This is a genomic window from Prevotella sp. MA2016 (genome assembly GCF_000619825.1).
Taxonomy (GTDB): Bacteria; Bacteroidota; Bacteroidia; order Bacteroidales; family Bacteroidaceae; genus Prevotella.
Genome location: NZ_JHUW01000006.1, coordinates 535156 through 551000, shown reverse-complemented (window position 1 = coordinate 551000; position 15845 = coordinate 535156). Strand labels below are relative to the sequence as shown.

Annotated in this window: 13 protein-coding genes; 9 read left to right on the top strand and 4 right to left on the bottom strand. The window is 47.5% G+C overall.

Features of this window, described 5'->3' with window-relative positions; translation table 11 throughout:
* Window positions 1–79 precede the first annotated feature (79 nt).
* The 3 genes from T360_RS0102040 to T360_RS0102030 are packed head-to-tail and all read right to left on the bottom strand — an operon-like array spanning window position 80 to window position 2632.
* Window positions 80–1327 (bottom strand): peptidase U32 family protein, encoded by a 1248-nt coding sequence (locus T360_RS0102040; protein WP_028911313.1) that lies wholly within the window; start codon window positions 1325–1327, stop codon window positions 80–82.
* Between the two features lie 30 nt (window positions 1328–1357).
* Window positions 1358–1978, bottom strand: coding sequence for a deoxynucleoside kinase (locus T360_RS0102035; protein ID WP_028911312.1), 621 nt, complete (start codon window positions 1976–1978; stop codon window positions 1358–1360).
* Between the two features lie 36 nt (window positions 1979–2014).
* Complete coding sequence (locus tag T360_RS0102030; RefSeq protein ID WP_028911311.1) at window positions 2015–2632, bottom strand: deoxynucleoside kinase; 618 nt, start codon at window positions 2630–2632, stop codon at window positions 2015–2017.
* Window positions 2633–2722: 90 nt separating this feature from the next.
* Here T360_RS0102030 and T360_RS0102025 point away from each other — a divergent pair, with 90 nt between their 5' ends.
* The gene (locus T360_RS0102025) at window positions 2723–3511 is read left to right on the top strand and encodes a C1 family peptidase (protein ID WP_197019249.1); all 789 of its coding nucleotides are present in this window, start codon (window positions 2723–2725) and stop codon (window positions 3509–3511) included.
* 4 nt (window positions 3512–3515) lie between these two features.
* Here T360_RS0102025 and T360_RS0102020 read toward each other — a convergent pair whose 3' ends face one another.
* Entirely contained in the window at window positions 3516–4373 is an 858-nt protein-coding gene (locus T360_RS0102020) for an AraC family transcriptional regulator (RefSeq protein WP_028911309.1), read from the bottom strand.
* Window positions 4374–4660: 287 nt separating this feature from the next.
* Here T360_RS0102020 and T360_RS0102015 point away from each other — a divergent pair, with 287 nt between their 5' ends.
* From T360_RS0102015 to fucP, 8 genes are all read left to right on the top strand, one after another.
* Window positions 4661–7723 (top strand): TonB-dependent receptor, encoded by a 3063-nt coding sequence (locus T360_RS0102015; RefSeq protein ID WP_051523288.1) that lies wholly within the window; start codon window positions 4661–4663, stop codon window positions 7721–7723.
* Between the two features lie 34 nt (window positions 7724–7757).
* Window positions 7758–9437: a RagB/SusD family nutrient uptake outer membrane protein gene (locus T360_RS0102010; protein ID WP_036928468.1), complete on the top strand. Its 1680-nt coding sequence runs from the start codon at window positions 7758–7760 to the stop codon at window positions 9435–9437.
* Between the two features lies 1 nt (window position 9438).
* The gene (locus tag T360_RS0102005) at window positions 9439–9837 is read left to right on the top strand and encodes an L-rhamnose mutarotase (protein WP_028911306.1); all 399 of its coding nucleotides are present in this window, start codon (window positions 9439–9441) and stop codon (window positions 9835–9837) included.
* A 123-nt stretch (window positions 9838–9960) separates the two neighbouring features.
* The gene (locus tag T360_RS0102000) at window positions 9961–11580 is read left to right on the top strand and encodes an alpha-L-fucosidase (RefSeq protein WP_051523287.1); all 1620 of its coding nucleotides are present in this window, start codon (window positions 9961–9963) and stop codon (window positions 11578–11580) included.
* Window positions 11581–11621: 41 nt separating this feature from the next.
* Entirely contained in the window at window positions 11622–12572 is a 951-nt protein-coding gene (locus tag T360_RS0101995) for an aldo/keto reductase (RefSeq protein WP_028911304.1), read from the top strand.
* Window positions 12557–13468 carry an amidohydrolase gene (locus tag T360_RS0101990; RefSeq protein WP_028911303.1) on the top strand — a complete coding sequence of 304 codons (912 nt, stop codon included), beginning with the start codon at window positions 12557–12559 and terminating at the stop codon, window positions 13466–13468. Before T360_RS0101995 ends, T360_RS0101990 begins: the two co-directional genes overlap by 16 nt.
* Before the next feature lie 7 nt (window positions 13469–13475).
* Complete coding sequence (locus T360_RS0101985) at window positions 13476–14498, top strand: zinc-binding alcohol dehydrogenase family protein (RefSeq protein WP_028911302.1); 1023 nt, start codon at window positions 13476–13478, stop codon at window positions 14496–14498.
* A 33-nt stretch (window positions 14499–14531) separates the two neighbouring features.
* On the top strand, window positions 14532–15845 hold the full coding sequence (fucP, locus tag T360_RS0101980; RefSeq protein WP_036928465.1) for an L-fucose:H+ symporter permease: 1314 nt from the start codon (window positions 14532–14534) through the stop codon (window positions 15843–15845).

The window sequence follows — 15845 nt, the reverse complement described above, 5'->3', positions numbered from 1 at the left end:
TATAGGGAACTTGGTTGATTAGTAATTGGTTAGTAGGTTAACAGATCAGGGTCGCAGTGATGCGACCCTGATCTATCAGTTATTCTGCTGGTTCCACCTGCTCAAGCTTAAAAAGTTTATCGCTCTGGCGAATTTTTCCGCTCACAGTAATAGAAACCCGTGTACCTTTCTCGGCCACCTCCACAGGACCGTTGTCGCCATGGATTTCGTCGGCCGTAACATACATCACACCTGTGGTAGGACCTGTAATGAGCATCTTATCGCCAACCTTGAATGTGTTGGCTTCAACAGAGAACTCGGCCACACCTAACTTAGAGAAATACTTGACGCCCCTACCAATATATACCTTACGCTCGGTGGCGCAAGAGCCGTAGTGCTTATTCCACTCACCCATGGTCTGTCCCTGGTAGTAGCCATCCCAGAAGCCACGATTGAACACAGTGGCCAAGCGGGCATCCCACTCATCCTTCTTTTCTTCGGTAAACGTGCCGTCGAGCACTGCCTGGATAGCCTCCTTGTAAGCAGTAACCACCGTATAGACGTATTCGGGACCACGTGCACGTCCCTCTATCTTAAACACTCGCACGCCGCTCTTCATCATGCGGTCAATAAAACGTACGGTCTTAAGATCTTTAGGACTCATGATGTATTTATTGTCGATATCAAGCTGATAGCCTGTCTCGTTGTCGGTAGCTGTATAAGAGCGACGACATATCTGAATGCACTCACCACGGTTGGCTGAGCGGTTAGCTGCATGAAGACTCATGTAGCACTTACCACTGATGGCCATACAAAGGGCTCCATGGCAGAACATCTCGATACGTATCTGCTTACCGCTAGGACCGCATATATTCTCCTCTTCTACCTGACGGAAGATTTCTGCCACCTGATCCATATTGAGTTCGCGCGCCAGCACCACTACATCTGCAAACTGAGCGTAGAACTTGAGGGCCTCGATATTCGAGATATTAAGTTGAGTAGAGAGATGCACCTCCTGTCCTACCTTTCGGCAGTAGGTCATCACAGCCACATCGCTGGCGATAACAGCAGAAATACCTGCTTCGTGAGCCGCATCAATAATCTCATGCATCAGGGGAATATCCTCACCATATATAATGGTATTGACAGTGAGATAACTCTTAATACCATGCGCATCGCAGGTCTGAGCAATCTCTCGCAAATCGTCAATGGTGAACGTGGTGGCCGAGTGAGCACGCATGTTCAGTTTTTCAATACCAAAATAAATACTATCGGCACCAGCTTGTATAGCCGCAGCAAGTGATTCGCGCGAACCCACAGGCGCCATTATTTCAAAATCCTGTATCATCTAACTTCAATTTTTCAATTCTTCAACCTTTCAATCCAAGGGAAAAAGTCCAAAGAGTTTGGCATCAATCATATCGCACACCTGCTGAAAATCCTCAGAACGATCGCCAAACTTACAGTGATCGCCATCGATAATGATGAGCGGGCCCTTGTAGCCAGCAATCCAGTCGTCATAGCGTTTTTCCAGTCCCTGCAGATAGTCGAGTCGCATAGTCTGCTCATACTCACGGCCTCGCTTCTGTATCTGAGCCACCAGTGTGGGGATGCTAGATCGAATATAGATCATGAGATCGGGGAGTTTGACAAGTGACATCATCAGATTAAACAAGTCGGTATAATTAGCAAAATCACGATCGCTCATCATGCCCTGTCCATGCAGGTTGGGTGCAAAGATGCAAGCATCCTCAAAGATAGTACGATCCTGGATGATGGTCTCACTAGACTGCGAAATCTCTACCACCTCCTTGAATCGTTTATTGAGGAAATAAATCTGGAGATTGAACGACCAGCGTGGCATATCTGCGTAGAAATCAGCCAGATATGGATTATTATCGACCGGTTCGAAACGTGGAATCCATCCATAACGATGGGCCAACAACTTCGTAAGAGTGGTCTTACCACTGCCTATGTTTCCTGCTACTGCAATGTGCATATTTCCAATTGATTATTAATAATTGACAATTGATTATTAAGAGAAGAGGCCGAAAAGTTCGGCATCAATTTTGTCGATAATGCCAGAGAGGTCCTTGGGGACATTAAGAAAGTCGAGTTCGTCTTTCTCGATGGTAATCACGCGACCGGGGTACTTGTGCTGAATGAAATCGTCGTAACGATTATTCAGGTTCTGCAGATACTCCAGCTGCATCGTCTGCTCATAGTCACGTCCACGTTTCTGGATATTACTTACCAGATGGGGCACCGAGGCACGCAGATAAATCATCAGATCAGGCACTTTCACCACTGTCATCATCTGCTCGAATAACTCCATGTAGGTCTCAAAATCACGCTCCGACAGGTTGCCCATATCGCGATTGTTAGCCATAAACACATACACGCCCTCGTAGATGGTGCGATCTTGAATAATCGTATGGTCGGCTTGCGAGATAGCGATAAGATCACGAAAACGCTCTTTGAGGAAATACACCTCCATATTGAACGACCAGCGATGGATATCGCGATAGTAATCTTCGAGATAGGGGTTATGCTCCACAGCCTCGAAGCGCGCCTCCCAGCCGTAATGACGGGCCAGGAGTCGTGTAAGTGTGGACTTACCACTGCCTATATTTCCTGCTACTGCGATATGCATATTTTCTGAATGAGGTTGCAAAGGTACAAACTTATTCTGAAATTACCAAATTTATTTGGTATTATGCGCATTAATTATTATCTTTGCGGCGTGAAACTAAAAAAGATAGCATACAGCACATGTTTGGCTATACTGGTGAGTGGATGCGCGCACCAGACAAGCAATTATACCCCTGAGGGCAAGCACTTCACCACCGATGTGCTGAACCGTATGACACCTATCAAAAATCAGGGACAGAGCCAGACATGCTGGATATACGCCATGCTGGCAGCTATCGAGACAGAACATCTCAGATGGGGTGACTCAGTCAACCTTTCACCTTATTATATAGAGCAGATGATAGCCCAGGAGAAAGACTGCCCTGCATCGAAGCGTGGCGAGCCCACCACCCTGATTACGATGTTAGAGAAATACGGCATCTGCGGCTACGATGCTATGCGCAAGTCAGATGCGCCAGCACCAAAATGGGTGTTTATGTTGGGGGCACAATACACCCCACAGGAGTTTGCTCGCAGCGTGTGCAAGCCTGGCGAATACATTGCACTGATGAGCAACGATGCACTACCCTACAACCAGGAAACCGAGCTGGATATCCCCGACAACTGGACCCACGAACGCTATCTGAACATACCGATGGACTCGCTACTGGTCAAGACCGAACGCGCTGTGCGTAACCACCATGGCGTGTGCTGGGAGGATGAGAGCCATGCCATGACCATCGTTGGTCTGGCTCACGATGAGGATGGCGAGCGCTACTTTATCATGAAAAACTCGTGGGGTGATCAAGGGCCGCACAACGGCCTGGAGTATTACCCCTTCAGCCGTTTCAACCAAGAAACCATCGCTGTAGAAATGACACGCGAAGCTTACGAACCGTAATGTTCTAAGAGTGATTCATCCGATATTGCTGGGGCGTTACACCAGCATTCTTCTTAAACAACTTGTTGAAATACGAATAATCTTCATACCCCAAAGAATCAGCCACCTGCTTAACAGACAAATCGGAGGTGACCAACAGAAGTTCGGCTTTCTCCATTTTCTTCTTCGTGACATACACATTGGGGGTTTCACCCATCTCTCTCTTGAACACACGGATAAAATGATCTTTCGACATGCAAGCCTTATCAGCTAACACATCTATATCCAAACGAAGATGAATATTCTTTCTAATATAAGCCAACATCTGATGGATACGGCTATCTTTCACCTCTGTCTTTGGAGTGGCATACTTCATAAAGTGAGATAACAGAATATAAAGAATACCACATGACTCTAACTTGTCACAAAACGGACGGCGCTGGTTTAACTGAATATTGCCGATGAGCGATTGGTGATTGTCATAAGAGTCAGGATTAGACTCAGGCAACTTGAGAAATGGATTAATATAACATAACCTCTTAAAAAGATCCAAATCATAAGCAGCAGCCTCAACCTCAACAGGAAAGTCGTATTCTTCCAGCCCCCCCGAGTCTCCCTGCATCTCTTCGTAAATATGAATATAATAGTGTTTAAACACAGAATTGCAAATACAATTATGCTCAGTGAAAGCAGGAATCAGATACAAGCGGTGGGGTAAAAGGGTATAGATACCCGATGCCATCTCTATCTGCGCCACACCATCAGTGACATAATAGAGCCGTGCGAAGGGGCTTCGTACTCTTTTCCAATTCCAATCTCCCAAATGCTGGGCATACCCTACATGAAGGGTAAGGAGATGCAGTTTATCAACAGTTATATACATAGTTTATTCCTTTTGACTGCAAAGAAACACATTTATTTTCAACCAACCAACTAAAAATCGATTTTTTATGAAACCAACAGCCAAAATGCACACCATTCTCACACGTCACATCGATAAAATACCATTCAAAACACATTTAAAACAATAACAGATAGCAAAATATCGACTATTTATTGTAGGCATCGATATTTTACCATTTTCTATCGATAAAACATAGCCACAATCCGAACAAAGCACACTATTTTTGCGCTAAGTTTTTACCAAATTCTATAAATAACTTTTTTATTATGACAAAGAAACTAAAAGAATTTACTGAGCATTTGGCCAGAACAATGCTGGTTTTGCTCCTACTCACCCTGAGCAATATGGGTATGGCTCAGACTGGGACAACTATTAACGGCTTAGTGACCGACCACCAAGGGAATCCTCTGATTGGTGTATCGATCCAAAAAAGTGGTAGTAGAAACGGCACAGTTTCCGACCTGAACGGACGTTTTAGTATCACGGCAGGTAGTAACGACTATCTGGACTTCTCCTACATCGGCTATAAGTCACAGCGCATAGCCGTGAAAGGCAAGACCATCATCAACGTGACCATGACCGAAGACGCCAGTCTGCTGGAAGAACTCGTAGTAGTAGGCTATGGTACACAGAAGAAGGTGAACCTGACAGGTTCTGTGTCGAGTGTATCGGCAGAAGACTTGGCCAATAAGCCTGTGATGAGTACTGCACAAGCACTGGCCGGACTGGCTCCAGGTCTAAGTGTTCTGCAAAACTCAGGTCGTCCTGGCGCTGGCGCCACTGTAAAGATTCGCGGTACTGGAACTTTCTCGAGCGCCGGCAACGACCCTTTAGTGCTCATCGATGGACTATCGGGCAATATCGATGATGTAGATCCTAGCGACATCCAGAGCATCTCATTCCTGAAAGATGCCGCATCGGCCTCTATCTATGGCAACCGTGCTGCCAACGGTGTGATACTGATTGAGACAAAGAAAGGTACTGAAGGTAAAATCACCGTTTCATACAACAACAACTTCGGTTGGCAAAGCGCTACTGAACTGCCTGAATTCCTTTCATCAGCAGAGTATGCCACCTATTATAATATGGCCATGCGTAACATGGGGCGTCAGGAGGCTTACAGCCAAGATCAAATCGAAAAATTCAAAAATGGCACCGATCCCGACAATTATCCCAATGTAAACCATCTGAAGTGGTTATTGGAATCGGGTTCTGGATTCCAGCACCAGCACAATATCAGCGTTCAAGGTGGCAATGCCAGCACAAAGTACAACTTGTCTGTGGGTTACCGCCATCAGGACGGTTTGACAGCAGAGACTTCCAACGAACGTGTCACAGCATTGTTTTCACTTAACAGCAACCTGTCCAAGCGCCTCACTATGAACATCAACTTCAACTCGTATTGGAATAAATACAAAGCCCCTACCGGAGACCCATCAAGCATCGATGGCATCATCGGCTATGCCGTGCGAGAAGGCGCCATCTATGCAGGACAGAAATCAGATGGCAGCTTTGGCTATCAAGACAACTACAGCCCCGAGGCCTGGCTGGCCAGTGAATCGTTTGTAAACAATATAAGTAAGAATATGAGTGCATCAGGGCAGCTGATATGGGACACCCCCATCAAAGGTCTGAAACTGACAAGTAAGGCTGGTGTCACTTTCTATAACAGCAGCGACAAGTCATTCCGTGCCAACACCTATTTCTCGGACACGAAAACTGTTGGTCCAGCATCACTCTCCATGGGAAGTGCCGACAACACCTACACCACACTCGAAGGACTGATTACCTACGAACGCAATATTAAAGGACACGACTTTAAAATCCTAGCCGGTTCGTCACTTGAAAATGCTGTAAACAAATACTTGAGCGGCAGTCGAAACACATTCCCCAACAACAACCTCTACGAACTCTCAGCAGGCAGCAGTGCTACAGCCAACAACAACAGTTCGCTCTCAGAGTGGGCACTAATGTCGTTCTTTGGCCGTATCAACTACGCATTCAAGGACCGCTATCTTTTGGAAGCTAATCTACGCTACGATGGTTCGTCGCGTTTTGCCAACAATAAGCGCTGGGGCCTGTTCCCATCTGTTTCAGCAGGTTGGCGCGTCACAGAAGAGGAATTCTGGAAGAGCTCGTCTATCAGCGAGATAGTAAACAACCTCAAGTTGCGCCTCTCATACGGTGTATTGGGCAACCAAAACATTGGTGTATATCCCTATCAACAGACTTATTCATTAGGTCATGATGCACCTTTGGGCAATCCTACCAACTATCAGTCGGGTGTCTATATGGCTTCCTACAACAATCCAGATATTACATGGGAGAAGACAACCATCACCGATTTCGGTATCGACTTCGCTCTTTGGAACAGTTCTCTCACAGGTACCATCGACTATTTCAACAAATACACCTCTGACATTCTGGCACCTGTCGAAGTGACCAGTCTGATAGGTCGAAGTGTAGGACAGTCGAACGTAGGAGCCGTATCAAATAAAGGTATCGAGATTACGCTGACCTACAATGGTAAGATTGGCAACGACTTCCGATTCAGCATCTCCCCCAACTTCACATGGGTGAAGAATGCCGTAGAGAAACTGTCGAACGGCGCCACCGAGGAAATCAACAACAACCGCATCGTAGGCCAGCCTCTTGGCATCATCTATGGCTATGAAACCGATGGTCTTTTCGTAGATCAAAACGAGATAGAAAAGGCCCCAGAGCAACTCGTTGGAAAGTCAGATATCAAGCCTGGTTACGTGAAATACAAAGATCAGAACGGAGACAATAAAGTTGACGCCAACAACGATCGTAAGGTTCTGGGTAGTACAACCCCAAAATTCTACTATGGTATGACAGTTACAGCCAACTACAAAGGCTTTGACTTTTCGATGCTGATGCAGGGATTAGGCGGTCACAAGCGACTGATTGGTTCGTATATGGCCTACGCATTCTACAATGGTGGCCAGATTCAGCGTTGGCAAGCCGACAACTGCTGGACAGAGGAGACCCCTGACAAGTGGGCAGAATATCCAAGACTGGAGACACTGAACATGAACAATACCAACCTACAGGTTTCCGACTATTGGGTGCGCGATGCCAGTTTCTTACGTCTGAAGAATCTGCAATTGGGTTACACGCTACCTAAAGAAGTTGTTAGCAAACTAGGCATCCAGAACCTGCGTGTGTTCGTAAGCGGTCAGAATCTTATCACCTTCAACAGTTTCTACAAAGGCTGGGATCCTGAGAACGAAATCGGGACTGGTGATTCACCATCATATTACCCAGTAAACAGAATATATTCATTTGGTGTGAACGTAAAATTCTAATTTTCCATAGTATCATATAATAAACGCAAATAATATGAAAACGAATAATATATCAACATGGTGCACAGCATTGGCCATCAGCCTCCTGACACCTACACTAAGCAGCTGCTCGGATAAGCTCGACAAAGCCCCTACAGCAGCTATCTCGGATGCCACTTTTTGGACAGACGAGAACGATGCAAAACTTGCATTGGTGGGTTGCTACAGATTCCAGACCGGTTGGAGTCACGACAACTTCGACTCGCCACAGGGACTGCTATACCTGGATTTTGCCGGAGGCAATGGCACTGAAAAAGAGAACTTCACCTCGCTCATGGCCAGCAGCAACACCGTGGCCACCAACAGCAATATCTATTGGTACTGGGCCAACGCCTACACGCAGATAGCCAAATACAACACATTCCTCGACAATGTAGCGAACTGTAACATGGACGAAAACAAAAAACGTGCATGGAGTTCAGAAATCAAGAGCCTACGCGCCTATTTTCTCTATAATCTGGCCTTCTATTTTAAGGACGTACCCATGCCGCTGAAAACTCTCAATATCGACGAAGCCAACAATATTGCCCAAAGTTCGCAGGGAGAGGTGTATGCACAAGTTGAGAAAGACCTGACTGAAGCCATCAGCATTCTGCCAGAGGCTTATACCGGTGATGACTATGGACGCTTCACAAAAGGAGCAGCTATGGCTCTGCTAGGTCGTGTGTATCTGGCTCAAAGCAAATATGCCGAGGCTGCAGATATCTATCAGCGCCTCATTACAGCCAATATCTACCAGTTAGATCGTCGCAACGGTGCTGAGAGCTATGAAAGGTTGTTCTACGCTGGCGGCGAATATAGCCCTGAAAACATTTTCTGTATCATGGGAATCAAAGACAAGTTCACCAACTCACGCTATATCTACCTATTCCCAGAGATTCTAGGTGGATGGCATCAGTTTGCTCCCTATAATGAACTGGTGAGAGACTACTTCTGCAACGATGGAAAGAGTATCGAGGAATCACCTCTGTATGACGAAAACGACCCTTATCAAAACCGTGATCCACGTCTCTATGCCACCATCTATCTGCCCCCACTAGGCACTTATCAAGGAACCCAGTTCAAGGGAGTGATCTATAACTGCTATCAAGGAGCGAATACGGCCGACAGTTATAACAAATTCACCCTGTTTAATGGCTACTGCCCCAAGAAAGGCGCCGACCCTGACAATAGCGACAACCTGTGGGACAACTATGTATATACACCTATCATACGCTATGCAGAGGTATTGCTCAGCTATGTGGAGGCCCTCAACGAGTCGCAGCCTTCAGCCGTAACACAAGACGTGCTCGACAAGACTATCAACGACATACGCAGTCGTGTGCAACTGCCAGCAATCAAGAAGGAAGACGTAGCCAGTCAAGAAGAACTTAGACAGGCCATCCGCAAAGAACGCCGCGTAGAGTTGGCCTTCGAGGGACTCAGATATTTCGATGTTCTGCGCTGGGGAATTGCCGCCGAAGTGCTGAATCACACCTTTACAGGTGTCAAACTGTCCGACGATCCCAGTGCGCCCAACTACCGAGGTAGTGGCAGCACAGCCTCACCTGTTGATAAAAACGGGTATTATCAGTTTGAACCTCGCACCTGGTCGGCTCATAACCGTTACTGGCCCATCCCACAAAATGACTTGAACATCAACAAGAATCTAAAGCAGAACGAAGGTTACAACTGATATGAAAGAAACAGAAGAAGAATATTCAGGCTATGAACGAAAGGAATTCGGGATACCTGTTAAACGTTATTGTCAAACTATGGATTTGAAAGACGATCCAAAATTGATAAACAGTTATATCGAAGCGCACAACAGATACAACTCGTGGCCAGAAGTCAGAGCAGGCATACGTGCCATCGGCATTTTAGAGATGGAACTCTACATACTCAACAACAAGTTGTTCATGATTGTCGAGACACCACATGACTTTGAATGGAAAAGTGCGATGGCGAAACTGGGCACCCTTCCGAAACAGGCTGAATGGGAAGACTTCACTTCCATGTTTCAAGAATGTCAGAAAGGTGCTACTTCTGCACAAAAATGGAGAATGATGAAAAGAATATTTTATTTATATGACTAAGATTTAGTAAGACGTAGCATAATTTGATTAGTTAGTCGTGCCCTCGGGCTATTGTCATAGTTGCGAGGGCATTTTTTTTGTTTTATTATTGGTTATTTTCATTTAATTTAGTATTTTTGCAGCATGAAAAAATTTTTAGCTATCGCAGTAGCCTGCGCCTGGTTCACAAATGCGACCGCGCAAGAGGCTTATCAGATAACGGTATCAGAAGATCAAGAGAAAATGCAAGTGGGCAAGTACGAGCCTACCTGGCAGTCGCTTGAGCAGCATCAGACACCCGAATGGTTCCGCGATGCCAAATTCGGTATCTGGGCTCACTGGGGACCTCAGTGCGTGGAAGGATCTGGCGACTGGATGGCTCGCGAGATGTATATGGAGGGCACCAAGGCTTATGAATATCATAAGGCACATTATGGGCACCCCTCCGAAGTGGGATTCAAAGACATTCTGCCTCTCTTCAAGGCTGAGAAATGGAATCCCGAGGCATTAGTAGAGAAATACAAACGTTGCGGGGCACAGTATTTCTTTGTGCTTGGAAACCACCACGACAACTACGACTTGTGGGACTCGAAATACCAACCATGGAACTCGATGAACATCGGCCCCAAGAAGGATATCCTTGAGGGATGGGCGCGCGCAGCCAAGAAAGCAGGATTACCCCTTGGTATATCGTTTCACGCCGACCATGCATGGACATGGTATGAACCTGCCCAGCGTTACGACCTTCATGGTTCCAAGACTGCTGTGTACTACGATGGCAAACTGACCAAAGCTGATGGAAAGGGAAAATGGTGGGAAGGCTACGACCCACAAGATCTGTACGCACAGAACCATGAACCAAGCGAATTCACATGGAATAACGGACAGATACATCGCCAGTGGGACTGGACACACGGTGCAGCCATCCCCAGCAAGGCTTTTGTAACCAATTTCTACAATCGAACACTCGATGCTATCAACCGCTATCAGCCCGATCTCATCTATTTCGACGTAACGGTATTACCCTTCTACAACATCAGTGATGCAGGTATGAAAATTGCTACCCACCTATATAACAAGAACCCAAGAGGTGTGGTGTTTGGCAAGATTCTGAGCGACGAGCAGCGCAAAGCCCTGACATGGGACGTAGAGCGTGGTGCACCCAACGAAATCATAGAAGAGCCTTGGCAAACATGCAACTGTATAGGCGGGTGGCACTATAACACCGAGATCTACGAGAAAGGTCAGTACAAGTCGGCAGAGACAGTGGTAAAGCAGCTCATCGACATTGTATCTAAGAACGGTAATCTGCTGCTGAGCATTCCACTGAAAGCCGACGGTACCTATGACGAAAAAGAAGCAAAGATACTGGATGACCTTGAGCTCTGGATGACCGTCAATAAAGAGAGTATCTTTGGCACACGTCCTTGGACTATATTTGGCGAAGGCCCTATTGCCGAAAAAGTCATCAAACTGAATGCCCAGGGATTCAACGACGGCCAATACGATGGTATGGACTATCGCGATGTGCGATTCAATCAAACCAAGAAATATCTCTATGCCACTCCGATGGGATGGTCTCAAGATGGAAAAATCATTATCAAGAGCCTGGCAAAGGGCAATCCATACTTTAAGAAGCGCATAAATAGCGTATGGTTATTAGGTTATGGACGATTAAAGGTGACCCAAACAGCAGAAGGGCTCACAGTAAATCTGCCCAAGCCAACCAATGCTATTGCACCAGTTCTCAGAATCACCAAATAACAACAATATCAACAATTACCACTAACAGATAATATCAACTTATGATTTACAACGAAATCGGACATACAGGGATGCGGGTATCGAACTTAGGGTTCGGTGCCTCATCGCTGGGTGGCGTATTCCACAGCATTCGTGAAGAAGAAGGTATCGAAGCTGTGCACACTGCCGTGGACAACGGTATTAACTTTATCGACGTGTCGCCCTACTACGGGCACCTGAAGGCCGAAACCGTACTTGGCAAGGCACTCAAGGACATCAAGCACGACAAGTTCTTCATCTCAACCAAGGTGGGCCGCTACGGGCATGGCGGTGTGAACACCTGGGACTATAGTGCCAAGCGCGCACAAGAGAGCGTGTATGAGAGTATGGAGCGACTGAACGTGGATTACATCGACCTGATTAACGTGCACGACATCGAGTTTCAGGGCGACATGGAAGGCGGATTGCAGCGCATCGTAGATGAAACGCTGCCTGCATTGGTGGAACTGCGCGACAAAGGTATAGTGAAGCACGTGGGTATCACCGACCTGCAGCCCGAAAACCTGAAATGGGTGGTAGAGCATGCCCCCGCTGGTACAGTGGAGAGTATCTTGAACTTCTGCCACTACTCACTGAACGACACGCTGCTGACCGACTATTTGGACTTTTTCGAGCAGTACGGCGTGGGTGTTATCAACGCATCGCCTTTCTCAATGGGGCTACTGTCACAGCGAGGTGCACCAGCTTGGCACCCAGCAACCCAAGACCTGCAGCAGGCATGTGCCAAGGCAGCAGCCTACTGCGAGAGTCAGGGCTACCCCATCGATAAGTTGGCCATACAGTTCTCAACCAGTCTGAACCCACGTATAGCTACTACCCTCTTCAGCAGTGCTAACCCCAAAAACGTACTCAAGAACATACAGTACGTGAACGAGCCACTCGACATGGAACTGGTGAAGAAAGTACAAGCAATTATTGGCGACCAAATGTTTGTGAGATGGAAAAACTCATAATCGATGCCCATAGTCATCTGTGGCTGAATCAGGACACGGTAGTAGGCAACCAGCGCATCTGTCAGCTGGAGCCCAACCGCAGTCGCTCGCTCTTCTTTGGTGAGGAGCGCCAGATGCTACCTCCATTTATGACCGATGGACAGAACACAGCTGAACGTTTCCTGAGCAACATGGACTATGCCCAGGTGGCAGCAGCCGTGGTGACACAGGAGTTTATCGACGGTATACAGAACAGTTACCTCATCCAGGTAGAGAACCGCTATCCCAACCGCTTCTTCACTTTCGGCATGCTAGACTATCGCCATCCAGGCTTCATGGAGGTTGCCCCGGCTGTAGTAGATTCGTTCAAGGGCATCAAGGTGCCTGCAGCCCGACTGCCACAACAGTTTCTGACTGACGAGATGATGCAGCTGATGCACCTATTGGAAGATAAAGGTAAGATCTTAGGCATCGAACTGCAGGATGGCGATGCACAGGTAGGACAGATGGAGGAAATCATCCAAGAGTGCCCTCACTTAAAAATTGCCATCGGCCATTTCGGCATGGTGACGCGCCCCGGTTGGCTTAGTCAGATCGAGCTGGCACGCCACACCAATGTGTATGTGGAGAGTGGTGGCATCACTTGGCTCTTCAACGACGAGTTCTATCCCTTCCCTTCAGCCATCAGGGCCATCAAAGAGGCTGCCGATCTGGTGGGTATGGAAAAACTGATGTGGGGTAGCGACTACCCCCGTACTATCACAGCCATCACCTATAAGATGAGCTACGATTTTATCGAGAAGACACCTGAACTCACTACCGACGAGAAGCGTCTCTTCCTAGGCGAGAACGCCAAGCAATTCTTCGGCTTTGGCTGTCTGCCTCAATTACCATATATTAAAAACATGAGCGAATAAAACTATTATGAAAGCAATACAGATTTCTGGTCTGCGCCAGATGGATATAGTAGATGTGGCCGAACAAGAGATGAAGGCCGATGAGGTGCTGCTGCGCCTGGAGTATGTAGGTTTCTGTGGTTCCGACCTGAGCACCTATCTTGGTAAGAACCCGATGGTGAAGATGCCTGTGATACCAGGTCATGAGGTGGGTGCCGTAATAGAAAAGGTAGGTGCCAACGTGCCCGAAGGACTGAAACCAGGCATGGTGGTGACGTGCAATCCCTATACCAACTGCGGTAAATGCGCCTCATGCCGCAACCAGCGCGTTAATGCCTGTCAGCACAACGAGACACTAGGTGTACAGCGTAATGGTGCTATGCGTGAGTATATCGTGCTGCCCTGGGAGAAGGTGATACCTGCAGGACTCCTTGACACGCGCACCTGTGCGCTGATAGAGCCAATGAGTGTGGGTTTCCACGCCGTGAACCGTGCACAGGTTACTGATATCGACGTGGTAGTGGTAATAGGTTGCGGCATGGTGGGTATGGGAGCCATCGTACGTTCAGCCCTGCGCGGTGCCACCGTAGTAGCTGCCGACATCGACGACGAGAAGTTGACTCTGGCACGCGAGATGGGAGCCAGCTACACCATCAACACCAAGACCGACGACGTACATGCCCGACTCCTAGAGATGACTTCGGGCTTTGGCCCTGATGTAATCATCGAGGCTGTAGGCTGCGCACAGACCTACCAGATGGCTGTTAATGAGGTAGCCTTCACGGGGCGCGTGGTATGTATCGGCTATGCCAAGACCGATGTATCGTTCCAAACCAAGTTCTTTGTTCAGAAAGAGCTCGACATCCGCGGCTCACGCAATGCACAGCCACAGGATTTCCGTGCTGTCATCCACTATCTGGAGCGTGGCACTTGTCCGGTTGACCGTCTGATATCGCGCGTGGTTACACCCGAGCAGGCTCCCCAGGCCATGCATCAGTGGGAAGAGAATCCAGGCAAAGTATTCCGCATACTTGTAAAGTTGAAGAATTAAAGAATTGAAGAATTCAAGTATTAAGAATTGAAAATGAGCAAGCAACAATCTCTGATAAAAAAAGATGGGGTGAACTACTTAGTGCCGTTCATCCTTGTCACCTTCTGCTTTGCCCTCTGGGGATTTGCCAACGATATCACCAACCCTATGGTAAAAGCATTCTCAAAAATATTCCGCATGAGCGTAACTGATGGCACGCTAGTACAATTGGCCTTCTATGGCGGCTATTTCTGTATGGCCTTTCCGGCAGCCATTTTTATACGTAAGTTCTCCTACAAGGCAGGCGTACTGATGGGGTTAGGTCTCTATGCCACAGGTGCCCTACTCTTCTTCCCAGCCAAGGCCATCGGCATCTTTGGTTGTTTCCTGATAGCCTACTTCATCATGACATGCGGACTGTCGTTTCTCGAAACCAGCTGCAACCCATACATCCTGACTATGGGTCCCAATGACACAGCCACCCGCCGACTGAACATGGCGCAATGTTTCAACCCTTGCGGCAGCATCATCGGCATGTTTGTAGCTATGAATTACATCCAGGCAAAGCTCAATCCCCTGAGCAGCAGCGAGCGTGCTTTGTTGAGCGACAGTGAGTTTGAGGCGCTGAAAGATGCCGACCTGAGTATTCTCATCTCACCATACCTCATCATCGGACTGGTGATTGTGATTATGCTGCTGATACTGCGCTTCACCAAGATGCCAAAGATAGGCGATACCAACCACGGCATCAACTTCCTTACTACCATACGTCGCATCTTCGCACTCAAGTACTATCGTGAGGGTGTGATAGCCCAGTTCTTCTACGTGGGTGCACAGATTATGTGCTGGACATTTATTATACAATATGGTACGCGCGTGTTTATGAACGAGGGTATGGACGAACAGGCAGCTGAAGTACTGTCGCAACGGTACAACATCTACGCCATGCTATTCTTTATCTGTTCACGCTTCATCGCAACCTTCCTCATGAAGTACATCAAACCAGCCATGCTGCTTGCCATCTTTGGACTGCTGGCCATGATACTCACGCTGGGTGTCATTGCCTTCCAAGATCGCACGGGCATCTACTGTCTGGTGTGCGTCAGTGGTTGTATGTCACTTATGTTTCCCACCATCTATGGCATTGCCCTCGATGGTCTAGGCGATGATGCCAAATTTGGTGCAGCCGGTTTGATTATGGCCATCTTAGGCGGTTCGGTGCTACCCATGCTTCAGGCCACCATCATTGACAGAGGAACAGTACTGGGCAACTTCCCCGCCACCAACGCCTCGTTTATTTTGCCGTTCATCTGCTTCCTGATAGTAACGGCTTACGGTTATCGTATTCATATCCAAAAACATCTATAA